At 60.5% G+C, this 22,805-nt stretch carries 16 protein-coding genes; 3 read left to right on the top strand and 13 right to left on the bottom strand.

The window, feature by feature from the left end; all coding sequences use genetic code 11:
• Positions 1-73 precede the first annotated feature (73 nt).
• The 3 genes from hpaR (at position 74) to Q7V03_RS02500 (ending at position 4,933) form a co-directional block, all read left to right on the top strand.
• Positions 74-529: a homoprotocatechuate degradation operon regulator HpaR gene (gene hpaR, locus Q7V03_RS02510; RefSeq protein WP_304924034.1), complete on the top strand. Its 456-nt coding sequence runs from the start codon at positions 74-76 to the stop codon at positions 527-529.
• A 154-nt stretch (positions 530-683) separates the two neighbouring features.
• On the top strand, positions 684-1,823 hold the full coding sequence (locus tag Q7V03_RS02505) for an efflux RND transporter periplasmic adaptor subunit (RefSeq protein ID WP_304924033.1): 1,140 nt from the start codon (positions 684-686) through the stop codon (positions 1,821-1,823).
• Positions 1,820-4,933 (top strand): efflux RND transporter permease subunit, encoded by a 3,114-nt coding sequence (locus Q7V03_RS02500; RefSeq protein ID WP_304924032.1) that lies wholly within the window; start codon positions 1,820-1,822, stop codon positions 4,931-4,933. Before Q7V03_RS02505 ends, Q7V03_RS02500 begins: the two co-directional genes overlap by 4 nt.
• 119 nt (positions 4,934-5,052) lie before the next feature.
• Here the strand turns inward: Q7V03_RS02500 and pcaF are convergent, their stop codons facing one another.
• The 13 genes from pcaF to Q7V03_RS02435 all read right to left on the bottom strand — a co-directional run bounded on the left by pcaF (position 5,053) and on the right by Q7V03_RS02435 (position 22,571).
• Positions 5,053-6,249, bottom strand: coding sequence for a 3-oxoadipyl-CoA thiolase (gene pcaF, locus Q7V03_RS02495; protein WP_304924031.1), 1,197 nt, complete (start codon positions 6,247-6,249; stop codon positions 5,053-5,055).
• A 125-nt stretch (positions 6,250-6,374) separates the two neighbouring features.
• Complete coding sequence (locus Q7V03_RS02490; protein WP_304924030.1) at positions 6,375-7,547, bottom strand: alginate lyase family protein; 1,173 nt, start codon at positions 7,545-7,547, stop codon at positions 6,375-6,377.
• Positions 7,544-10,312 carry a tetratricopeptide repeat protein gene (locus Q7V03_RS02485; RefSeq protein WP_304924029.1) on the bottom strand — a complete coding sequence of 923 codons (2,769 nt, stop codon included), beginning with the start codon at positions 10,310-10,312 and terminating at the stop codon, positions 7,544-7,546. Before Q7V03_RS02485 ends, Q7V03_RS02490 begins: the two co-directional genes overlap by 4 nt.
• Positions 10,313-10,369: 57 nt before the next feature.
• Positions 10,370-11,008: an alginate O-acetyltransferase AlgF gene (locus Q7V03_RS02480; RefSeq protein ID WP_304924028.1), complete on the bottom strand. Its 639-nt coding sequence runs from the start codon at positions 11,006-11,008 to the stop codon at positions 10,370-10,372.
• Positions 11,005-12,336, bottom strand: coding sequence for a hypothetical protein (locus Q7V03_RS02475; protein WP_304924027.1), 1,332 nt, complete (start codon positions 12,334-12,336; stop codon positions 11,005-11,007). Before Q7V03_RS02475 ends, Q7V03_RS02480 begins: the two co-directional genes overlap by 4 nt.
• Positions 12,333-13,145 carry a hypothetical protein gene (locus tag Q7V03_RS02470; protein ID WP_304924026.1) on the bottom strand — a complete coding sequence of 271 codons (813 nt, stop codon included), beginning with the start codon at positions 13,143-13,145 and terminating at the stop codon, positions 12,333-12,335. The genes Q7V03_RS02475 and Q7V03_RS02470 overlap by 4 nt, the downstream gene beginning before the upstream one ends.
• Positions 13,135-14,217 (bottom strand): hypothetical protein, encoded by a 1,083-nt coding sequence (locus Q7V03_RS02465; RefSeq protein ID WP_304924025.1) that lies wholly within the window; start codon positions 14,215-14,217, stop codon positions 13,135-13,137. Before Q7V03_RS02465 ends, Q7V03_RS02470 begins: the two co-directional genes overlap by 11 nt.
• Before the next feature lie 12 nt (positions 14,218-14,229).
• Positions 14,230-15,672, bottom strand: a complete 1,443-nt coding sequence (locus tag Q7V03_RS02460; RefSeq protein ID WP_304924024.1) for an MBOAT family protein — start codon at positions 15,670-15,672, stop codon at positions 14,230-14,232.
• 4 nt (positions 15,673-15,676) lie between these two features.
• Entirely contained in the window at positions 15,677-17,182 is a 1,506-nt protein-coding gene (locus Q7V03_RS02455) for a right-handed parallel beta-helix repeat-containing protein (RefSeq protein WP_304924023.1), read from the bottom strand.
• Position 17,183: 1 nt separating this feature from the next.
• On the bottom strand, positions 17,184-18,656 hold the full coding sequence (locus tag Q7V03_RS02450) for a sugar phosphate nucleotidyltransferase (protein WP_304924022.1): 1,473 nt from the start codon (positions 18,654-18,656) through the stop codon (positions 17,184-17,186).
• Between the two features lie 68 nt (positions 18,657-18,724).
• Positions 18,725-19,759, bottom strand: coding sequence for a hypothetical protein (locus tag Q7V03_RS02445; RefSeq protein ID WP_304924021.1), 1,035 nt, complete (start codon positions 19,757-19,759; stop codon positions 18,725-18,727).
• A 20-nt stretch (positions 19,760-19,779) separates the two neighbouring features.
• On the bottom strand, positions 19,780-21,252 hold the full coding sequence (locus tag Q7V03_RS02440) for a glycosyltransferase (RefSeq protein WP_304924020.1): 1,473 nt from the start codon (positions 21,250-21,252) through the stop codon (positions 19,780-19,782).
• Between the two features lie 5 nt (positions 21,253-21,257).
• The gene (locus tag Q7V03_RS02435; protein ID WP_304924019.1) at positions 21,258-22,571 is read right to left on the bottom strand and encodes a nucleotide sugar dehydrogenase; all 1,314 of its coding nucleotides are present in this window, start codon (positions 22,569-22,571) and stop codon (positions 21,258-21,260) included.
• Positions 22,572-22,805: the final 234 nt, after the last annotated feature.

The following is a 22,805-nucleotide window of genomic DNA, read 5'->3' as shown; positions in this document are numbered from 1 at the left end:
GCGGGGAACAGGGGCGGCTGAACCGTAGCTTTGGCAGCTTGCACCAATCGGCCCAAAGGCGATAGTTGGGGGGATGAGCCAAGATAGCCCCCCTCCGCGCGACACGCGCCATGCTTTGCCGATGGCGCTGTTGCGGGCGCGCGAGGCGGTGATGACGCGGTTTCGCCCGATGCTGGCGGCGCATGATATCAACGAACAGCAATGGCGGGTGATCCGGGTTTTGGGCGAGGTTGACAGTCTGGATGCAACGGAAGTGGCGGTGCGGGCGAACATCCTTGCGCCGTCGCTGACGCGGATGATCAAGGCGATGACCGAGCGTGGGCTGATTAGCCGGGCGCGCGATGCCAGCGATGGGCGGCGGGTGATGCTGTCGATTGCACCGCAGGGGCGCGCACTTTTGGGGCTGGTGGCCCCGGATTCGACGGCGATCTATCGGCAGTTGGAGACCGATTATGGCGCCGAGCGCACCGCGCAACTGGTGGAGATGCTGATTGCTTTGGCAGATTTGGATCAACCCAAGACCGATTGAGGCCTAAATCGAACTGCGCCGTTCAAATACCGCAGTCAAAGCGATGCGCTGCATTGACCTTTGCGGCAAAGACATAAATTCTTGGTGATCGAAACAGATACAGCGGAAGCCTGCGCATTGCTGCGGATTTTCGGAATCAGTCAGGGTTGCATTCATGTCATTTTTTACCGCCCATCGGATTACTGCCATTGTCGTCTTTGTCGCCGCCGCCGCTTGGGTGGCCACAGGGGAATTCTCGGCTGTGGGCAGCGAAGAGTTGAAGCCGGGCGCGGCGGCGGGGACACCTGAGGCTGCGGCGGCGGAAACTGCGACAACCGAGGCTGTAGCGACGCAGCGCACGGTGGCGGCGGTGGCGCCGATGTTCATCGACTATGCCCGCGAAATCCGGATTTCGGGGGCGACCGAGGCCGACAAGCAGGCGGTGCTGGCGGCGCGGGCCTCGGGCATAGTGCATAAGCTGGGTGTCGCGCAGGGCGGTGAAATTGCGGCAGATGCCCTGGTGGTGGAGTTGGAAGGCTCAGAGGTGATCGCCGGGGTGGATACTGCGCAGGCGGCCTTGGAGCAGGCGACGGAAACGTTGCGGGTGGGACAGGCTTTGTATGACAAGGGCAGCCTGCCCGAGTTGGAGTTGATCACCCGGAAGGCGGCGAAAGCTGCGGCAGAGGCGGGGCTTTCGCAGGCCAATGCGGCGCAGGATCGGCTGCTGCTGAAAGCACCCTTCGCGGGCACCGTGGATACGGTGGATGTTGAACTGGGCGAATGGGTGCAGACTGGCGCTGCGATTGCCACGATTCTGGCGCTGGACCCGATTGTGGTGAAAGCCGAAGTCAGCGAGCGCGATGTGGCGTTTGTGACCATCGGATCGAAGGCCAAGGTGCGGCTGGTCGACGGCGTCGAGATGGAGGGCGTGGTGCGGCATGTGTCGGCGCAGGCCTCAGTAAAAACGCGGACGTTTGGGGTTGAGGTGGCTTTGCCGAACGCCAATCATGCGATCCCTGCGGGCATGACGGCAGAGGTGCGGCTGTATACGGCGGCGGTGCCTGCGGTGGTGGTGCCGCGCTCGATCATCACGATCAACGAAGATGGCGTGATCGGGTTGCGGGTGGTGGGGCCGGACAACAAGGCGGCATTCGCACCTGTGACGGTGATTGATGATGGCGAAGCGGGCATGGTGGTGACCGGGGTTCCGACAGACCTGCGCGTGATCGTGGCGGGGCAGGATTTGGTGTCGGACGGCGATGTGGTGACGGTGTCGGAACTGACCCCGGCGCAAGCGGCTGAGGCGCTGAAATGAAGCTGGTAGAACTTGCAATCCGCAATGCGCGGCTGACGCTTTCGGTGCTGGTGTTCCTGATTTTTTCAGGTGGGCTGGCCTATTACACCATCCCGAAAGAAGCCGAGCCGGACATTCAAATTCCGATCATCTATGTCTCGATGTCCTTGGACGGGATTTCGCCCGAGGATGCCGAGCGGCTGTTGCTGCGTCCGATGGAAACCGCGCTGAAGTCCATTCAAGGCATCAAGAAGATGACCGCCACCGCCTTTCAGGGCGGCGGCAACGTGCTGCTGGAATTTCAGGCCGGGGCAAATCTGGCCAAGGCGAAGTCGGATGTGAAGGACGGCGTCGATGATGCCCGCCCCGATCTGCCTGCCGAGGTTGACGAGCCGACGGTGAACGAGGTCAACCTGTCGGAGTTCCCGGTGTTGGTGGTGACCCTGTCGGGCGATGTACCAGAGCGCACCTTGAACGCCACGGCGCGGGCGTTGCGCGACCGGATCGAGGATGTTCCGGGCGTGCTGGACGCCGCCTTGCAGGGCGTGCGCGATGATGTGGTTGAGATCGTGATTGATCCGGCGAAATTGTCATCTTACGGGCTGCGGCCTGACACGATGATCGCCGGGTTCAATGCCAACAACCGGTTGATCGCGGCGGGGTCGTTGGAGGGGGCAGAGGGCCGTTATGCCATCAAAGTGCCGTCACTGATTGAGACGGTGCAGGATTTAGCCGGGCTGCCGGTGGTGGCCGAGGGCAACGCGATTGTGCGGATTAGCGATTTGGCGGAAATCCGGCCCGCGCTGAAAGACCCCGAAACCATCACCCGGCTGGATGGCAAATCGGCGGTGGCGATCGAGGTCTCAAAGCGCATCGGCTCGAACCTGATCGACACGGTGGATAAGGTGAAAGCCGTGACCGCCGAATTGCAAAAGCAGATGCCGCCGGGGGTGGTGGTTTCCTTCAGTCAGGATAAATCGACGACCATCCGGCAGATGCTGTCTGATTTGCAGAACTCGGTGCTGACGGCGGTGGTCTTGGTGTTCATCGTGATCCTCTATGCGCTGTCGGTGCGGTCTTCCATTCTGATCGGGCTGGCCATTCCGTCGTCGTTCCTGATGGGGATTTTGGGGCTGCAAATGGCCGGGCTGACGGTAAATTTGGTGGTGCTGTTCAGCCTGATCCTTGCCGTGGGGATGCTGGTGGATGATGCCATCATCGTGGTGGAATATGCCGAGCGCCGGATGGGCGAGGGCATGGACAAGCGCGATGCCTTTGCCGAGGCCAGTCATCGGATGGCGGGGCCGGTGATCGCCTCGACCCTGACGCGGATTGCGGCGTTCTCGCCCTTGCTGTTCTGGCCGGGGGTGGTCGGCGAGTTCATGAAATACATGCCGATCACGCTGATCGCCACGCTTTCGGCCAGCATGCTCTATGCGCTGATTTTTGTGCCAACCTTGGGCGCCATCATCGCCAAGCCGTTCGCGCATCCGCCCCAGCACAAGGACGGCGCTTATATGTGGGTGGTCGGCAAGGCCATTCGGCATCCGTTCACCGTGCTGTTTTTGGCGGTGGCGACCTTGGTGGCGGTGCCTTACAGCTATACCAAATTCGGCAACGGGGTCGAGTTCTTCCCGAATGTCGAGCCGGATTATGGCCTTTTGTATGTGAAGGCGCGTGGCAACCTGTCGATTGACGAGAAGGACGTTTTGGTGCGGCAGGCCGAGTCTCGGATGCTGGGTTGGCCGGGGTTGAAGACGGTTTACACCCGGGTGGGCGGCACTGCGCAGGGCGGCGGTGAAGCCCCCGCCGATACGATTGGCACCATTCAGTACGAATTTGTCGATTGGCGCGAACGCAAGCCCGCCAATGATATTCTGGCCGATCTGCGCGTGGCGATGCAGGGCATTCCGGGGGTGGATATCGAAGTCTCGGTGCCCGCCGCTGGCCCGCCCACAGGCAAGGCCATTCAGTTGCAACTGTCTGCCGATGATCCGGCAGGGCTGAATGATGCAGCCCGGGCGATTGCCGAAAAGCTGAAGACGATCCCGAATGTGATTGATGTGTCGAACGGTTTGCCTTTGCCGGGCGTGGATTGGGAATTGCAAGTCGATCGCGGTGAAGCCGCGCGGTATGGCGCATCGCCCGCTGCCGTGGGGGCCGTGGTGCAGATGGTGACATCCGGGCTGAAGCTGTCGGAATATCGCCCGGCGGGGTCGGATGATCCGGTGGATATCGTGCTGCGCTTGCCGCCCGAACAGCGGACGATTTCCGCGCTGGACCAGTTGCGGATTGAGACGCCCGATGGTCCGGTGCCGATCTCGAACTTTGTCACCCGCTCTGCGGCGGCGACCACAGGCACGCTGACCCGGTTGGGTGGCGCACGCACGATCACGGTGCAAGCCGGCATTGCGGCGGCCGATGGCGTGCAGCCCGATCTGGTGCGCGGCAAGGTGCAAGCGATGGTCGAGAAAACCTTCGCCGAGGAGGGCTATACCAAGGCCGGGCTGCGCTGGAACATGGCCGGGGAAGATCAGGAACAGGCCGAGGCCGGGGCGTTCTTGGCCAAGGCGTTTGGGGCTGCGATCTTCTTGATTTTCGTGGTGCTGCTGGCGCAGTTCAACAAGTTCATCTCGGTTGGCTTGGTATTGTCGGCGGTATTGATGTCCACCATCGGGGTGTTCTTGGGGCTGATGATCATGGGCCAACCCTTTGGCGTGGTGATGACCGGGATCGGGGTGATTGCGCTGGCCGGGGTGGTGGTGAACAACAACATCGTGTTGATCGCCACCTATGACCAGTTGCGCGATGAGGGCATGGATAAGATCGACGCGGTGCTGGAGACCTGCCGCGAGCGCGCGCGTCCGGTGGTGCTGACCGCGCTGACGGCGATTTTCGGAGTGTTCCCGATTGCCTTCGGGCTGAACCTTGAACTGCTCAGCCACGAGACGACGATTGGCGCGCCGTCCACCCAATGGTGGATCTCGCTATCCTCGGCCATCGTCTACGGTTTGGCGTTTGCGACGATCCTGACACTGATCGTGACGCCGTCACTGCTGATGCTGGTCAGCCGGTCTAATCGGTCTTTGCGCGAAGGGCGGCGCTGGTTCTGGCAGAAGCGGTTTTCGTAAAGTTTCGGCTTATACACACAACATCTTGTGGAAAGTGGCATAAATAATGCACCCTTTCCACAAGTCATTCCCCGCGGGGAAGACTATTCAGCGGTAAAAGTGCCTTGGGCCAGCAGGCGTTAGACCCGCTCCAGCGCAATAGCGATACCCTGCCCGACCCCAATGCACATGGTCGCCAAGGCCCGCTGACCCGGTTGCAGTTGCAACGCCGCCGTCCCGGTAATCCGCGCCCCGGTCATCCCCAAAGGATGCCCCAGCGCGATGGCTCCGCTATTGGGATTGACGCGCGGGTCATCATCGGCAATCCCCAAAGCCCGCAGCGTGGCGAGGCCTTGGCTGGCGAAGGCCTCGTTCAACTCAATCACCGCGAAGTCGGATGGGGTGAGGCCAAGGCGGGCCATCAGTTTCTGGCTGGCCGGGATGGGGCCAAGACCCATCACGCGCGGGGCCACGCCAGCCGTCGCCCCGCCGAGGATACGGGCGATAGGGGTCAGGCCGTATTTCTGCGCAGCTTTGGCCGAGGCGATGATCAGCGTGGCGGCGCCGTCATTGACGCCGCTGGCGTTGCCTGCGGTGACGCTGCCGCCTTTGCGGAACGGCGTGCCGAGTTTGCCAAGGGCTTCAAGGGTGGTGGCGCGGGGATGTTCATCTTGGGTGATCAGCAGGGGATCGCCCTTGCGTTGCGGGATGCTGACCGGGATGATTTCCTGCGCAAGGCGGCCATTGGCCTGCGCGGCGCTGGCTTTGACCTGAGAACGCAAAGCGAAGGCGTCTTGGTCAGCGCGGGTGATGGCGCAGTCTTCCGCGACGTTCTCGGCAGTTTCGGGCATGGAATCGGTGCCGTACTGCGCCTGCATCGCCGGGTTGATAAAACGCCAGCCGATGGTGGAATCGTGGATTTCGGCGGCGCGCGAGAAGGCAGTTTCGGCTTTGGGCATCACGAAAGGCGCGCGGGACATCGATTCGACGCCGCCTGCGATGATCAGGTCGGCCTCGCCTGCTTTGATCTGGCGGGCAGCGAGCAGGATCGCATCCATGCCCGAGCCACAGAGGCGGTTGATGGTGGTGCCGCTGACGGTTTGCGGCAGGCCCGCAAGCAAAGCAGCCATGCGGGCGACGTTGCGGTTGTCCTCGCCTGCTTGGTTGGCGCAGCCCATCACCACATCATCGACCGCCGCCCAATCGACGCCCGGATTGCGGACGATCAGCGCACGCAGCGGGATGGCGGCGAGATCATCGGTGCGAATGGACGACAGACTGCCGCCAAAGCGCCCAATCGGGGTGCGGATATAGTCGCAAATGTAGACCTCGGTCATGGCGGGCTCCGATGGGAAATTGCTTTAAATATAAAATATCCGGCGTGAATGTCGAGGGTAACATAGCGAAGGGGCAGAGGATTGCCCCCTGCCCCGTTTGTGCCTTTCGAAAATCGCGCGTTCCGTTATGGCGTCGCGGCGGGCGCTTCTTCGGTCACAGCGGGGTCTTTTACGTCCAGCGCGGGCCAAAGCAGGCTTTGCTTGCCGCCGATTTTAGAGTTGCTCAGTAGCTCAAACTTCGCCGCAAAGGTGGTGAAGTCGGGTTCTTGCACCAAGGTTTCCAGCGGGGCGAGCCACGCGAATTGAAAGGCACGTTTCATCTCGGTGGCGGAGTCGAACTTTTGCGGTTTGTCGGTGATCGCCTCGACCAGTTTGGGGTCTTCGACGGCGTTCAAGGTGAAGCGGACGACGCGCAGCAGGGCGTTGTCGCAGGTGGCCAGCAGATCTGGATGCGTCGGTTGCAGCAAGGCGTTGGCGACGACCAAGGGACCCACGGCGTGGATTTGGTAGTGCAGCGCCAGTTTGCCGCGCCACATTTCATTCGGCAAAGCGCCTTCGGGGGTGGCGGTGCAGAGCACCAGTTTGACAGAGTCTGCGGCCCAAGTGGTCATTACCGCGTCGTTTTGCAGCAAACCGACCTGCGCCGCAGCCAAAGCAGCCCAAGCGCGCAGGTTGTTTTCGCGCGACTTCGGCGGGGCTTCGGTGTCGAAGAACAGCATGCTGGCTTGCATCCGGGCCGTCAGCCAAGCTTCAATCGCAGGCTGGCGGTCGTCTTGGGTGGCAAGGCCGCGCACTTGGGCATAGGCCATGGCGATGCCACCAATGCGGCTGGGCACCGAGAGTTGTGCACCTTGGGTTTTCATATCGGCCAAAGCATCGACGGCGGCCCAGTCATGGATGCGATCGACCACGCAATCGGCGATCAGGGTTTTTTGGGCCTGATCGGGCGAGGTTTCGGGCGCGGCTGCGGCTGCGGGATCAACCGGAGCCTTTGGGTCAACCTCGGGTGCTGTGGTGATCTGCAGGGCTGCGTTGGCATTTTTGACCAAAGCGTTGATGAAATCATCGACCGGATTCAGCGCAGCCTCAACCGCGGCGTTGGCTTCAGCGTCGAAATCAGAACGGTTCTTGCTGTCATCCTTGTAGCGGCTGGGGATGGCAAGTTCCGTCACCGGGGGGACCGGATCGAAGCAGGCGAAAGGCTCTGGTTCGGCCTTGGGCGTGGTCTCGGCGATGGCGGATTGCGTGCCAAGGCCGAGGCTGATGGCTAAAATTAGGCGAGTGATGTGGGCGCTCATTGGCTAACCTCCGGTTGCAACGTCAGGCTGCGCACTTTGGCGGTGGCATCGGTATTGCCTGCGTCTGCGGCTTTTTGCAGCCAGACCAGCGCATCTTCCCGCGAGGCCGGCACGCCCAGACCAAAGGCCAGCGCATCGGCATACGTCAGCATGGCGGGGACATCGCCTGCCTCGGCGGCTTTGGAGATCCATTGAGTCGAGGCCTCCAGTTCAGCGGTAGATTTCGCGCTGACTTGCAACAGCTTGCCATATTCGCGCATCCCTGCCGGATTGCCGGCTTCGGCAGCGGTGCGGTAGAGTTTTGGCACGTCAAGCCGAGCATAGGCATTGTCTTGGATCGGCTGCGAGGCAACCGCCAGTCGGGAAAGCGCGCGGGGAATGTCTTTTGGCGCGCTGCGTTCAACCAAAGCGACGTAAAGATCGGCCGCCGTCGATGCATTGAACTGCGGGGCACCATCGTCACCGTAGACATCGAGCAGGCGGTGAATGGCGGTGGTGTTGCCGCCTTCATAGCCGCGCTGATAATAGGCGAGTTGGGCGGTTGCCATCGACTCGTCACCGTAATGGCGCAGCAGATCGCCCAGTTGCACCAGCCGCCAGCTGTCATTTTCGCTGAGGAACTCGGCCACATCCACCCATTTCATAAAGGCCGCCTGATCGCCCACCTGACCCATCGCATCGACAAGGGTTTTGATTTCGTCAAAGCTGCAATCGGTGGCGGTGGTGGCGCGGCGCATGTAATCGACCCGACGCCCGAGATCGGGCTGGAACGGCAATGCGAGCACAAGGGCGTCAAAGTCGCCGCGGGCTTCGATGACATCCGCGTAGCTGGCGTACACGGTTTTCAGATCGGGAAAGCGTTTGGGGTCAAGCTGCGGCAGCAACCGCAATGCGGCACCATTGCCCATCTCGGCCATAGGTTCCACTGCCGTAAGCGCAGCGGCTGCGTTTTTCTGCGGGTCTTGCTTGAGCAGGATCTCGGCCAAATCAACTTCGGCGGAAGTGTCACCTTCGGCAATCGCGGCGCGCAGCATGGTTGTGGGATCGCTTCGGTTCTGGCCGATTTCGGCAAATTTGTTCTCCAAGCGTCCGCGTGCGGCGGTGACGCCTTCAAAACGTTTGGCATAAGACTCCCAGAAGGCGATCTCCTCGGGTGCTGCGTTGCTGCGCGTCAGCACCTCCATATATTGTGCGATGGCCGTCGGCCGACCGTAAAGCGCCTGGGTTTGCAAGCGGGCAATGTCTTGGGGGTTGGGATTAGCGATCAGGGCCAACAGCTCGGTCGGCGTGAATTCGACGGTTTTGGTGCCAGTGGCCGCGCTAATGCCTTCCCAATACTGCGCCTCTGTGCGCTGTGGTGCTTGTGGCGCACGGCAACTGAAGGCGTCTTTCAGGCCGTTCATCGGGTCAATCTCACCGCCAGTGTGGACGGTGTCGATCACCGCGTCGATGACTTTGTAGAACTGTTTCGGCGTGTCAGCATAACGGAACCGGATCGGTGTCAGGCGTTTGGTGGCACCTGCATCGCCCATCGCCTCGGCCTTTTCGTAGTAAGCGACAGCGGCAGATTCACCGCCCCAGCGGCCTTTGTCGGCGATTTCAAAATCACCCAGAGCGATGAAAATCCAAGCCGGAGCATCGGCGCGTTTGGCGAATTGTTCCAAAGCGGCGCGATAGGCGGGCTGATAAGCGCCATCGACTTTCGCTTCGGATTGCAGGAACAGCGCGTTGCGCAACAGGCCCGCACGGTCACCGAAGCTGGCGGCTTGCTCGTACAGCGCGCGGGCGTGTTCGATGTCTTTCTTGCCGACCAAAGCACCTTGTTCATACAGACGGCCCAGCGCCACTTGGGCATAGGGCAGGCCAGCATCGGCGGCTTTGGTCATATAGGCGATCAGAGTGTCGTTCGATTTCACCAGATCTTCCGAGCGCATATGCATCTCGGCAACTTTCCAAGCCGAGACGCCATCGCCCATATCAGCAGCAAAGCGGAACCATTTTTCAGCCAGACCGACATCACGGGTGACGATGGTGCCGTTCATATATTCGCGGGCGATGCGGGCGACGCGGTCGCAGATCATCGGGTCCATCTTGCCGACCAAAGCCCCGAAGGCCATGGTGACGGCGATATCCGAGGGCACATCCCAGCCGGGAATTTTGGTGCCTTTTTCCTGCAACTCGACGATCTTCAGCAATGCATCGGCGTTGCCGCCATAGCCGGCGGCAACCAGCATTTGCAGGCCTTTTTCTTTATCCACCGCGATGCCGGTGCCGTTCATCAGGTAATCGGCCAGAATGTTTTGCAAGCGGGGTGAACCACCGTTTTCCGTCGCCATCAGCTGATCGACAAGGCGTTGGTTGGTCAATTCTTTCAGACGGCCCGCCGCGATCAGCAGTTCCACCCGTGCCAACAGGGCTTTGTTCGCGTCGAATTGCGGATCAACCGAGGGCATCAGGGCGTGGGCTTTTTCGATGGTGTGAAACCAACGGATCGCATCGGCATCCATCAGACGGCGCAGATCACGCTGAATCAGATCGGGGGCCATCTCGGGCAGCACTTTGCCATCCCAAGCTGTCCATTGCGCGGCGAGTTGTTCGTCGGGCGTGCTCGGCGCGCAGATCTTTTCCACCTCGATCCGGGGCGGCTCGAAGTTTACCGCGACGGTTTGCGGGCTCGCGGTTTGTGCAAAGGCTGGAAGGCCAGCCAGAGCGGCCACGCAAAGCGGCAAGAACGGGCGGGAAAGCAAGGCTGCGGCGCGTGTCATGGTGTATCCTTTTGCCGATGTACCGCCGCGCAGAGGGTGTCTGCGCGGCGATTGTGCTTAGTTGGCAAGCGTCGAGTTTGAGCCCGCCACAGTGTAGTTGCCTGCAGAGCCGCGCAGCACGATCGCCACACCGCCGCGCCGTTGCAGATCAACAGCAGGCAGGGTGGCGAGGACCTTGTCGCCATCGCGAACCTCAAAGTCCAAGGTCAGCGGGGCTTTCAGCGCCACATTGGCTGCGCCATTCATCGGCACACCCGGCAGGGCCACCGCTTTGGCGGCGGGCACATACAAATCAACCTTCGGCAGATCACTGAGGTTGAAGAAACTGATCACGGCTTGGGCGGGATTTGAGGTGATATCTTCCGGCACCAAGGTTTTGGTGCCATCAGCGCCGACGACATAGGAGTAATACTTGCCCGCCTCGACGTTCACCGTGGCGTCATCCACCCCGGTCACCAATTTGATCTCGCCGGGTTTGGCGACAACAACGTAGCCGGAAATCCCGCCATCCAGTTGATCGAAGGTTTTGGTGTCGATCACCGCATTGGTCGGGGCCGCCGCAACGACTCGCACAAAGCTGGCACTGGGGTCGGGCACGTCTTCATAGAGCCCACCATCCTGAGCCAACCCCGCCGTGGCATAGATGCCGCAAAGCCCTGTACATAGGGCAATCAACCAGCTGCTGTTCTTCGTCATGATGCGTCTCCTTTGGTATTCGCGCAGAAATTCAAGGTGGTCGATTCACTGACGGGGCGATCGAAATGCACCGTCACCTTCTTGATATTCGGCATCGTGAAAGCCGACAACCCAAGGTAGAAATTTCCAGTTGAGCGCAATCTTTGGCTGCGCTCAACTTTTGAGTGACGGATTAATCCGTCGGCACCTTCGATGCTAAAATTGGCGATGCGCGGACCTTCTCCGCCGAAATCGGCAAAGATCGCATCATCAGCACCGACTTTGAAACCGTCCAGAGTGGCCTCGACCGTGTTGGCATCCAGCTTGGTGACGGGCAAAGCGGTGGTGCAGGTATTGCCCGCAGCGGCGATCAACTCTTCCATCGGCGCTGCGCCATATTGTGCCAGATTGTTGTAGATCGGGTTTTCCCAGATCAGAAAACGCGGGCGCTGCGCTTTGAATTCATCCGAGGTCATGTAAGAAGTCATCGAGCCGAACTGGTTGCCGCCGGTGATCGCGTAGTTAACGATCTCCAGTTGCGAATATTCCGCCAGAAAGCCCGCGAAGTTGTTGATCGGGCTGTCAGAATAAGAGGTGCCGATCAGAACTGCAGGCTGAACCTCGCTGGGGGTGGCGAAGATATCCAGGCCGCTGGCTGCTGCATCGGTGCTGGCAACGGCTTCGGTTTTATAGGCCATCGTCTCGGTCGGCGGCAGCGATTTCGCGCAATAGCCTTGCAGGGTGCGGCGCATCCCCGAGAAGGCGACTTCGGGCGCAATCGCGGTGGTCACGAAGGTTTGCTTCGGCAGATCGGCATAGGCGGGGTCGGCCTTGATCTGTTCGGCAATCGCCTGAGCGCCCAGCCGCGCGCCTTGCGAGGTCCAGTGGAAGTCGTCGCCGAACAAGGCGCGCTCGCCGCCTTTGTTGTTGCGCAGGGCGGTCATCATATCGGGCGCCACGATGCCCGCTTTGTTCAAGCGGGTGATGAAATCGGTATAGATCGCATTCGCCACTTCGGGCTGAAAGCCATAGTCTGCGGCGTGGTCGGGCAGGTATTGCGGCATCACCTGCGACTTGGTCGGAATGGTCACATAGACCAGCGTGGTGCCGTTTTCTTTCAGCACCTTCGCCAGCTGTCCCATCATATGCACGGTGCGCGCGTCCAGCGGGTGCTGCATCCGCAGATCGGCAAAAGTGCGAAAGAACACGCCATCTTTGCCTTCAATCGCGGGCAGAACGGTGTTGAACTCATAGGCCGAGCAATCGAAGTTTGATGCGCTTTGCGCCAGGACGGGCGCGGCATTCAGGGCTAGGCCCAGCGCCGCCGCAAGCTGGAATGCTGCGTTCATTGGGAAACCTCCAAGGGGTTTGTGGCGTCAAGGCGGGCGAGCAGGGTCTGCGCCATCGCGACTTTTCCGGGTTCATTCGAGGCGAGCATCAGCGCAAGTGCTGCGCGGGCAGCGAGCACATCGGGGGCGCTGCCGTCTTGCGGCATGATCGCAGCTTGCGCCAGTTTTTGCGCCGCATTGGCATCGCCAGCCTTGGCGGCCTGCATCAGCCATTTGCGCGACTCGGCGGTGTCTTGGGGAAATGGTTGACCGATGGCGTACATATCGGCAAGGCCAAGGGCGGCGGCGGGTGTGCCAGACCGCGCCAGCTTGACCAGCGCATCCTTGCCGTTCTTGATTTGGCTGTCGGACAGGGTGACTTCGGGCGATTTCATCAGCGCGATCATGCGGTTCATGGCGAATTCGCGGCCCAGATAGGACGCCATCGCATAGTAATGCACCGCCGTGGGCAGCACGCTAGGTCTGCCGGATTCCTCCAGCTTGCGGGCGTAATAGAACGCCGCGAGGCCATCCCCGGAATCCGCCAGTTCCTGCATTTCGCTGGCGGTCAGTTCTTCCTTCGCGACCATGCGTTTGTGCAGCGTTTTCAGGCGTGACACCACTGGGTCAACCGGAGGTTTGGCGGCCAAACGCGCGGCCTTTTGCAGCGCTAACCTTTCGGCCAGTTTCGCGGCTTTTTCTTCTTTGCTGAGATAGACCTTTGACACCACGGTTGGCGGCACCACTCGGCCTTCTGCCTGCACCCGCACCGGAGCCGCCATAAAGCTGGTCAGAATCACGCTGGCGATGATCAGAGATTTAATCTGCACTTGCGACCTCTTGTCCGATTTTATGACCGTCCCAAAGTTTCGGATCGGTCAGATAGCGCAGCGGAACTTCCCAAATCACCACTTTCGGCGGCGCATCGCGGAAGCTGTCGGAGGCGAGGTATTTGTCCATCGGCTTGATCGGGCCAAGGCCCTGTTCAGCCGCGTTCAGCACGTCTTGGTACAGGTCAAGCTTGAGGGCTTCAGCAAAGCTCCAATGCGGGTTGGCGCTGTAAGAGGTGCCGATCAGCACGACATCGACTTGGGCAGCGGCGAAGATGTCAGAGGTGTCAGCGGGGGCTGCGACGACATAGGGATTGGCGTCTTCACGATCCAAACCCAGCATTGGGGCGATGCCTTCGGTGGTGACGTAGGACACCAGATCGCCCGCGAATTCGGTTTTGGGTGCTTCGGTACGGGTCATCTGGGCCGTGCCCAGCGGGATCAGGCCGGATTTTGCCACGGCAGCGGCCACGGTGGCGGCACCGTCCAGCGTCCAGTGGGTATCGGTGGCGAAGAACGCGGGTTTGGTTTTCACGAGTTCGACCAGCGGCGTACGGGCGTCGACGGCCTTAATCTGGGCGGCGTTCAGCTTGGCCAGAAGTTCAGCATAAAAGCCCGCCATCTCCGTTGAGAGTTCAGGCGCTGAGGCTTCAGCCGATTGCACATCGACCTTGGCAGGCAGCGGCACTACGATCAGCTTGGTGCCATGGGCGGCGAGCGTATCACGAATCTCGGCGATTTTGGCGACGGAAGGCGACAGGCTTGCAGGCAAAGGTCGGGTTTCTTCCGAGGTGAACAGCCAACCGTCGCGACCCACGACGACGCCCTTGCGGCCTTCGCCGATCAGCAGATAGCGGGCCGCACCCATGACGCCGATCGAAGGCTCGCGGTGCGGCATCGCGGTTTTGTACAGCGTGTCAAAGCTGTGGGTGACGGTGCCGCGCAGGGCGGCCACGTCAAACGCCGCCAGCTTGCCGCCGGGTTGTTCATAGACCGCCAGATTGGCGAAGGGGACGTAGCCGAAAAACATCACCGGCAAGAAGTAGCGAGATATCCGATAGAAGCGCTGCATGGCGATCCTCCTTCAGAACTGGAAATACAGGAAGGGCGAGAAGCTTGCCTCGGCCAGTTTCATGATCGCAAGCATGGCGATCAGTGATACAACGGCGACGGGTAGCAGAGAGGTGGCAGCGGTCAGCGTGCCATTGCCACTGACACCGATGCCCCCTTGCGGCGCGAAATACATGTCTTTGCCGATGCGATTAATGTGTGGTTCAGCGGCGCAATAGATCATCGCGATCACCAGCATCGCCATGCTTTCCCCGCTGATCTGGAAGGCGATGTCCATCGGAATGGCGAAGCCGTGCAACCCGAGCATGCCCGCATAGACATCCATCGCTTGGTGCATATCTACGGCACGGAACGCGACCCAGCCGATCAACACCAGCAGCAGAGTTTGCACAAGGCCGATGAAAGACGAGCGGTTGGCCCAGCCGGTGGCGCGCTCTATCGCCAGCCATGCGCCATGCCAGATGCCCCAAGCCAGGAATGTACCGTTCGCCCCGTGCCACAGCCCGCCCAGCACCATCACGATCATCAGGTTGACATAGGTGCGGCCGGGACCGACGCGGTTACCGCCCAGCGGAATGTAGAGATAGTCGCGCAGCCAGACCGACAGCGAGATGTGCCAGCGCCGCCAAAACTCGGTGATCGAGCGGCTGATATAGGGCATGTCGAAGTTCTTGCGGAACCGGAAGCCCATCATCAACCCAAGGCCGACGGCCATGTCGGAGTAGCCCGAAAAGTCGAAGTAAAGCTGCATCATATAGGCGATGGAACCCAGCCATGACAGCGCCGCCGAAGGATCCGGGGTGTTGAAGGCGATGTCGGCCAGCGGCGCGACGGTATCGGCCAGCAGCACCTTTTTACCCAAGCCCACGATGAACAGGGCCAAGCCATCCGCGAACAACACCAGCGAATGGGTGCGGTGTTTGAACTGATCGGCCAGATCCTTGAAGCGCAGGATCGGGCCTGCCACCAGCTGCGGGAACAACGCGATGAAGGCCGCGAAGTCGAAGAATTTCAGTGTGGCATCGGCGTCTTTGCGGGTGACATCGACCAGATAGCTGATCGAGTGAAAGACATAGAACGACACACCAATCGGCAGGATCAAGCGCCAGTGCACGCCAAGCCCTGCGGCATCGGTGCCGAACAGTTGCGCCAGACTGTCGATGAAGAAGTTGAGGTATTTAAACACGCCCAGCACCGCCAGACAGCCCGCAACCCCAATACCGCACCACATCTTCGCGCGCGGCGTGTCAAGGTTTTTCGCGATCATCAGGCCGATGCAGAAGGTCCAGACAGTTGTGCCGAACAGCAGCAGCAGAAAGTCGAACCGCCACCAGCCGTAGAACAAATAGGACGCGAGCAGGATCACCATCGAGCGACCCTTGGCGGGCGTCAGATAGTAGATGCACAGGAACAAGGGCAGGAATAGAAACAGGAAGGTTTCCGATGAAAAGACCATAAAGTTACTCCTGACTGCAGATCGAGGCGAAATCGGCATCCTCTGCCGCAACGCTCGAAATCTGGAAAACAGCCGCGTGGTCGGTGCGGCCAGAGGTGAGGAATGCCGCCTGATATTGAGCGAATTCACCGTCGAAAATGCGGGGCAACTGCGCGCTTAGATCGTTGTCGCGCAGGGTGACAAGGTGCAAAGCCGCGCCGGTCAGCCCGATCTGATTCTGAGCCATCAGATTGCTGTTCAACTCCATCCGGGCTTTAGTCAGTTGCGCGCCAACGGCAATGGCAGAGCCTGCATTGCCGACCAGCGCATTGCCCGCGACTTGAACGTATCCGGTTTTGGTCAACCGCAGGCCAACCGCGCCATTGGCGGCGATGACGTTGTCTTTCACCGAAAGGCACGAGGCGGTCTTGGCGGCAAGCCCGCTTTGCGCATTATCCAGCACTGCGTTGCCGCGCAGGGTTATGCCAAAGCTGCCACCATCGACTTGCACGCCATTGCCCTGCCCGCCCAGCACCAGATTGCCCGCGATCAGCGTGTCTTTTGAGCGCGCGGTGACGCGCAGGCCAGCCCCGGCTTTGGTGTTGTAAATCGTATTGCCCAGCGCCGCGCCTGCGCCGACTTGTGCCAAGATCAAAGCACCGCCGCGCGAAGCCAGAAACGCGTTCTGCGTCACTTGTGCGGCTTTGGTGCCGATCAGAGCGACGCCGCCGATATCTTCAAAGCGATTGCCGCGCAGCACAGATGGGGTGGTCGAGGCAAACAGACCTTGGGTCGAGATCACAAAGCCCGCGAAGGGGCCAAGCTCGGCCATGCCCAAAGCTTGAAACTGGTTGGCCTCGGCATAGACTTGGCCGGAGCCCGAGGTCAGCACGAAGGGGCGATACCGGGTTTCGGGTGCGTCGGCGGCGACATCGCTGCGCAGGGTTGCGCCGCGCAGATCAAGCTTGCCGAAGTTCAGAAGGAAGGCGCCCTCGGCCGCTTGCATCTGCAACACATCGCCGGGGTGGATCAGCAAGGTCGCGCCCTGCCAGATCACCAAGGGACGCGACAAAGTGACAACGCCATCCGCCATCGCAATGCCCGCGATGCCCTGCTCTTGTGCGGTGGTCGCGAGATCTTGCAGGTTGATTACGCCCGCGCTGATGAAAATCCCGGCCTTGCTGCTGTGCTGGGCCTGCTGCACGCGCAGCTGGTTGTTGGTGCCTTCCGAGATCGACAGCTGTGTGAGCGCGATCTGGGTATCCCCTGCCGCAACCTTGGCGGCATCGCCCGAAGGCAGCGTCACCTCGGCCAGCGCTTTCGGGCGGGGCGCAGGTTTCACACCGTAAAGCTCTGCAATCTGCGCCACCGCATCATAGGCGAAGCCCTGCGCGCTCATCACGCTGGCGTCTTGCTGCAATCCGGCGATGCCTGCGTGCAGCGCCGCGCTTTCGGCAAGTTTAGGGGCGGCTTGCCCCATGCTTGCGCTGATCAACACAACACTCGCCAAATATGCCAAGACGCGGGTCATCCTATTGCACCGCCCCGACTGCGGGCTCCAAAGGCGCGGGTTTGGTGAACAAAGACGCCACCGCTTTGACGGTCGAGGCCGCCACTTCAGCGATGTTCTCGGCGTCATAGGTCATCAAAAGCTGCATCGCGCGCAGTTCTTTGGTACCGGTGTTGGTCAGGGGCAGCGTCACATCGGCGGGAATGGTGACTGAATCACCGCGCGCGACCGCGACCATCTTGCCTTCACGCTCGTAAACACCGCCGCCGTTCAGGAAGGTCAGCAGGCTGGGACCGTGCCCCGTGCCGTTGACGCGCAAAGATGCGCCGGGGGCTATGACCAGCATCCGCATGTCATAGCCGTCGTCCTTGGCCAGCAGTTCGACCTGGCCCCAGTTGGTGTCGCGCAAAAGATGGGTGGAAACTTCGGGGCGGTTCATGCCCTTGAGGTGCTCGACCACCTGCTTGACGCTTTGGGCATGATCACGGTTCATCACCAACAGCGCATCCGGCGTATCGACCACGATCATATCGCGCAGCCCGATCACCGCGACCAAGCGCGAGTCGCTTTGGATCAACGAGTTTTGCGTATCCAAGGCGAACACGTCGCCGTTGATCACGTTGCCATGCTCATTGCGGGTCGAGATTTTCTGCACCGCATTCCACGCACCAACGTCATCCCATTGAATGTCCCGCGCAGGGGCCAAAGCGACAGCGGTGGAGCGTTCAAACACCAGCCGCTCAGTCGGCTCTGACTTGGCTTTGACGAAAGAGGTTTCTTCCAGATGCAACGCGCCGTTGATCATTTTGCCTGCGCTGACGGCGGCTGAGACGGCGTAGAAGGTTTCAGGCTCGAACCGATGGAATTCTTCGATCAGCACATCGGCGCGAAACAGGCTGATGCCTGAGGCCCAATAGGAATAGCCGCCGGAGATCAGGGCTTGGGCGCGCTCATATGGTGGTTTCTCGATAAAGGTTTCAACGCGATGCAAGCCGGGATAATTTGTGTAACCGCCACCATCGACGATATAGCCGTAGCCGATTTCCGGGTAAGCGGGTGGCACGCCGAACAGCACGATGCGGCCGTTGTCTGCCGCTTGCTGCATGGCGACCACGGTGGCGTTCAGATCGCCGGTGATGATGTGATCGGACGGCAGCACCAGAAGCTGCGCTTCGGGATCTTCGACGATGATGCTAAGCGCGGCTGCCAAAACAGCCGGACCCGTGTTGCGGCCCATCGGTTCAGCAATCACCGATCCGGTCAGTTGCAGATCGCGCATCTGACGCGCGACCAGTTGGGTTTGCCCCGCGCTGGTCACGATGATCGGCGGCTTGTACACACCGCCGCGATGGCGCTGCAGGGTGGTCTGAAAATAGCTCAGACTGCCTTTGCCTTGCACCGGCTGAAATTGCTTCGGCTGCTCGACTCGGGACATCGGCCAGAGTCGCGATCCCATGCCACCACACAGAACCAAGGGGTAAATCGACGTTTTCATGGCGCGCTCCGCTGGGTCATTGCCCGAAGGGGAAATCTGAAAGGTAGTGACGGGGGTAGCGTGTTGGCTTAAAACCAAGGCTTCTTGATGATGGTCAGCTTGGCCAAATGGCCCAGCTGCTCGGCTTGCAAAGGGGTGGCCGGGATCAGCCGCACGGGCAGGCCCATATTGGTGGCCTCGGCGCGCAGGCTGGCGGGATCGACAGCGGCGTTGATCGTGCTGCCGTCGCCGAACTGCACCTTGACGTGATCGGCAAAGGCCAGCGTCAGCACATCGGTGGCAGGTACGGTTGCAGTCAGCACCATCGGCGCATCGGCGGTGTGCACGTTCAGCATCGGCTCGCCCGCGTTGACGGTAGCCCCGACAGTTGCGGCAAGGGCTGTTGCTATGCAGTCGCAAGGCATCGCAATCGACAGCATCTCGCCAGAGGTGGCACGGATCGTGAAAGCGACTTCGCCCTTGGCGGCGGCGAGGTTGACGTAATCGACTTGGCCGCCCGCGGTCGCCGTTAGCGTCATGCCGTCTTGCGCAACCAGACCGGGGGCGGCGAGCGGCAGAGTGAAGATCCGGTTATAGGCCAAGGTGCCGACCGCTGCGACCAAAGCCAGAGTGGCGAGTGCCAGCCCAGCGCTGCCAAAGACCCGGCTAAAGGTCAGGCCCTTAGCCTTCGGCGCGGTGGCGCGGTTGGCAGGCGATGGGATCGAGGGAGCGACGCCGATCACCTCACCCAAAGCCACCAGATCGCCCGCGATGTAGGAATTGATCAGATGGCGCAGTTGCGGCAGATGCTCGCCTGCGGGGTCAACAAAATTGACCGTGGCGTGACCGTTGCCGCGATCCAGCGATTGCACTTGCCCCAAGACTTCCAGCGTGACGCTGAAGCCTTTGAACGGGAACATGAAGCGCATCAGGCGCGTGGCCCCGTCCAAGGCCGGGTCCATCAGGCCAGTGATTTCGGCAGCGACCAGAGACAGCCGTTCGCCTTTGAACTGCCGCCCGTCGATACCCACGACAAAGGGAATATCCAGCAAGGGATGCTCGCCTTGCACGGGCAGATTGGGCAGGTGGCCGATGGTTTGGCTCTCAGCGGTGTTGATGTCCATTTTCGTATTCCTTCGCGAATTCAGACAATGCCAGACAGAAGAATCACACCCAAAGTCAGCCATCCGAGGGCGAGGGAGTGGGAGAACGTCGACGACCAGCCTTGCAGGCGTTGGCCGAACGGCAGGGTAATGGCGCGGGCTTTGCGAGCGGATTGCCGCGTCCAGCGTTGACGATCCAAGCGGAACAGCACGAAGCTTTTGACGGCCGCCCCGGTGATCTGGCTGAAGTACAGCAAGAACGGATAGGTGATCGGAAAGGGCTGCATCCGCACCGTCGCCAGAATCCAGCAATAGGTGTAGCGGGTGAACATGATCCAGGCGATGTAGATGGGTAGCGCTAACGGCTCAATAAACACCGCTCCGAACAGGACGGAGATCGGGCCTGCCAGCGTCGTCCAGATGCCGACACGCTGATCAAGGATCGACCACCAGGTAAACCAGCCGATGCTGTTGGGCGACAAAGACAAAGCCCGGCCATTGGTGCGCAGCATGTTGCCGAACCAACGCATCATCAGAGTCAGGGCGGAATCCACAAAACCGGGGCGCGGTTGGCTTTCCATCGACAGCGAGGCCACGTCGGGCAGGTAGCCCATCTTGTAGCCGTTCTTCAGCAGCCAGAACCAAGTCGATTTGTCGTCGCCGGTCAGGAAATTCACCCGGCCCAAGCGCCAATGGTCGATGAAATCGCTTTGCACCTGATTGATGAAGCCCGCGTTGGTGGCAAGATCGGCCCGCACCACGCTCATCCGCCCGGTAAGGGTCAGCACGCGGTCCGACAGCCCCATCGACGACATCATCACTTGCCGTTGGTTGAAGCGCAGCATGAACCAATCGCGGAACAGCGGCATATCGGTGGCGCGGATTTCGACTTCTTCATCCGTCGTCACAGCACCCATATCGGGGTTGGTGAAGAAAGGCGCTGTGGCGGCCACAATATCTTCCGGCACGCAACTGTCGCCATCGACAAACAGCACGATGTCGCGGCGGGTCGGGGCCTCACCTGCGATCAGACGAAGTGAACGCGCTAAAGCATCGCGTTTGCCGGTGCCTGCGATTTGGTCGACCATCAGGCGGGTATTCGACGTATCGACCGCCATCCGGTCAAAGATATTGCGGATCAGGCGGGCATCGGCGGTATCGACCACCGAGCACACCACGGTGGCCCCGCCAGCCGAGGCAGCCGCCGCGCGGAACAGGGCTTGATAGACCCGCGTGGTAACTTCGGGTTCGATCTTGTAGCTGGTCACCAGAAAATACGCATGGGCTGGCGTGGGCAAGGCCGCATAGGCTGCCATCGCCCGCGCCTTACGCTGCGGATACACCCATTTCAGGAACAGCGCCGCCCGCGAAAAGTTGATCGCGGCCCAAGTGTAGCGCCAAAGCCCAATCACCCCGACCACCACCAAGGCGCTGCCCACATCGCCCATCGCGTGGAACGGCAGGCTTAGGCCAAGCCCAACCATCGCAGCGATAAAGGCGATATGGCCCAACATCATCATTACCAACAAATGCCCTGATAGGTGCCGCCCGAGCGTTTGCCCGCCTTGATCCGCGTCAGGTCGATCACCGGATGAGTCGAGGCGTTCAGTTCTTCCAGAGTGTCGTCGTATTTGTTGCCGACAAGCACGATGTCAGATTTCGCCAGCAGTTCCTTGATCGTCGGCACCAGACGATCCTTCAGATCAATGTTGTAATCATTGCCACGGCCTGCCGCGCTCATGTCATTGGCGTAGGCTTCATGCACGAAGGGGTCATAGACGTTCAGCGTCATGCCTTGGTCGATCAGACGGGCGGCGAGTTCGGCGAGGGGGCTTTCGCGCATGTCATCAGTGCCGGGTTTGAAGCTGATGCCAACAAGACCGACCGAGGTGGAGCCGGACGCCATCACCATCGCTTCGGCGCGGTTAATCTGTTCGGCATTGGCGACAAGCACCGCATCCAGCAACGGCGAGGCGACCTGAATATCGGCAGCGATGGAGCGGAGGGCGCGCACGTCTTTCGGCAGGCACGAGCCGCCAAACGCAAAGCCGGGACGCATGAAATACGGGCTCATCGAGACTTTGTGATCCGAGCAGAGGATCTTCATCACGGCTTGGCCATCGAGGCCACAGGCTTTGGCGATGTTACCAATCTCATTGGCGAAGGTGACCTTCACCGCACGCCAAGCGTTCGAAGTGTATTTGATCATCTCGGCCGAGCGCACGTCGACGACATTCACATCGCAGGGCAGGTCTTTGTTCAGCATGGACAGGAAGTCGGCGGTTTTCTGTTCCAGCGCACCAAATACGATCAGGCCGGGATCGTAGTAATCCTGAATGGCAGTGCTTTCGCGCAGGAACTCGGGGTAGTAGCCGACGCCGAAACCGACGCCAGCTTCCATGCCCGAGTATTCCTCAAGGATCGGGATGCAGACCTTCTCCATGGTGCCGGGCACAATGGTCGAACGCACGATGACCGAATGGAAACCGTCTTTGCCCGGAAGTGCCGACGCAATCGCCCAGCAGCAGCTTTCGACATATTTCAGCCCGATGGAACCATCCTCGGCCGATGGCGTGCCAACGCAGACAAACGACGCATCAGCGGCGCGCACGGCGGCGGCGGCATCCAGCGTGGCGGTCAGCTTACCAGCTGCGAAAACCTCGGCGATCAGCTCTGGCAGACCGTGTTCCACGATGGGGGAAAGCCCCGCATTGATCGAGGCGACCTTGCCCGGATCAACATCCACCGCGATCACCTCATGGCCGTCTTTCGCCAGACAAGCTGCCGAAACCACACCCACATATCCGATCCCGAATACGACAATTTTGGCCATCTCAATCGTCCTTCTGAAGTGGCATTCCTGCGGCGAAAATGCGGCAGTGCAGCATTAACGGCACATTAAGGACGGTCAAAGAGATTTGGAAAGTCAGGCTAAACCCTTATTTTGTGGGTAATTTTTACCAAATGCCTTACGTCTTTAGGTCTAGCGTAGGGAAAAGCCGAAAAGTTTATGCTGCATTGCAGAAAAAGTAGGCATGAGAATAGCGCACCCTTTCGGATGCGCTGT

It is taken from the genome of Cypionkella sp., assembly GCF_030652235.1.
GTDB lineage: Bacteria > Pseudomonadota > Alphaproteobacteria > Rhodobacterales > Rhodobacteraceae > Cypionkella.
The sequence above is the reverse complement of the archived record's forward strand: the minus strand, read 5'-3'. Positions and strand labels throughout refer to the sequence as shown.

Excerpts from the sequence above, each read along its gene's own strand:
- hpaR (WP_304924034.1), top strand. The coding sequence starts at position 74 with ATGAGCCAAGATAGCCCCCCTCCGCGCGACACGCGCCATGCTTTGCCG.
- Q7V03_RS02505 (WP_304924033.1), top strand. The coding sequence starts at position 684 with ATGTCATTTTTTACCGCCCATCGGATTACTGCCATTGTCGTCTTTGTC.
- Q7V03_RS02500 (WP_304924032.1), top strand. The coding sequence starts at position 1,820 with ATGAAGCTGGTAGAACTTGCAATCCGCAATGCGCGGCTGACGCTTTCG.
- pcaF (WP_304924031.1), bottom strand. The coding sequence starts at position 6,249 with ATGACCGAGGTCTACATTTGCGACTATATCCGCACCCCGATTGGGCGC.
- Q7V03_RS02490 (WP_304924030.1), bottom strand. The coding sequence starts at position 7,547 with ATGAGCGCCCACATCACTCGCCTAATTTTAGCCATCAGCCTCGGCCTT.
- Q7V03_RS02485 (WP_304924029.1), bottom strand. The coding sequence starts at position 10,312 with ATGACACGCGCCGCAGCCTTGCTTTCCCGCCCGTTCTTGCCGCTTTGC.
- Q7V03_RS02480 (WP_304924028.1), bottom strand. The coding sequence starts at position 11,008 with ATGACGAAGAACAGCAGCTGGTTGATTGCCCTATGTACAGGGCTTTGC.
- Q7V03_RS02475 (WP_304924027.1), bottom strand. The coding sequence starts at position 12,336 with ATGAACGCAGCATTCCAGCTTGCGGCGGCGCTGGGCCTAGCCCTGAAT.
- Q7V03_RS02465 (WP_304924025.1), bottom strand. The coding sequence starts at position 14,217 with ATGCAGCGCTTCTATCGGATATCTCGCTACTTCTTGCCGGTGATGTTT.
- Q7V03_RS02460 (WP_304924024.1), bottom strand. The coding sequence starts at position 15,672 with ATGGTCTTTTCATCGGAAACCTTCCTGTTTCTATTCCTGCCCTTGTTC.
- Q7V03_RS02455 (WP_304924023.1), bottom strand. The coding sequence starts at position 17,182 with ATGACCCGCGTCTTGGCATATTTGGCGAGTGTTGTGTTGATCAGCGCA.
- Q7V03_RS02450 (WP_304924022.1), bottom strand. The coding sequence starts at position 18,656 with ATGAAAACGTCGATTTACCCCTTGGTTCTGTGTGGTGGCATGGGATCG.
- Q7V03_RS02445 (WP_304924021.1), bottom strand. The coding sequence starts at position 19,759 with ATGGACATCAACACCGCTGAGAGCCAAACCATCGGCCACCTGCCCAAT.
- Q7V03_RS02440 (WP_304924020.1), bottom strand. The coding sequence starts at position 21,252 with ATGTTGGGCCATATCGCCTTTATCGCTGCGATGGTTGGGCTTGGCCTA.
- Q7V03_RS02435 (WP_304924019.1), bottom strand. The coding sequence starts at position 22,571 with ATGGCCAAAATTGTCGTATTCGGGATCGGATATGTGGGTGTGGTTTCG.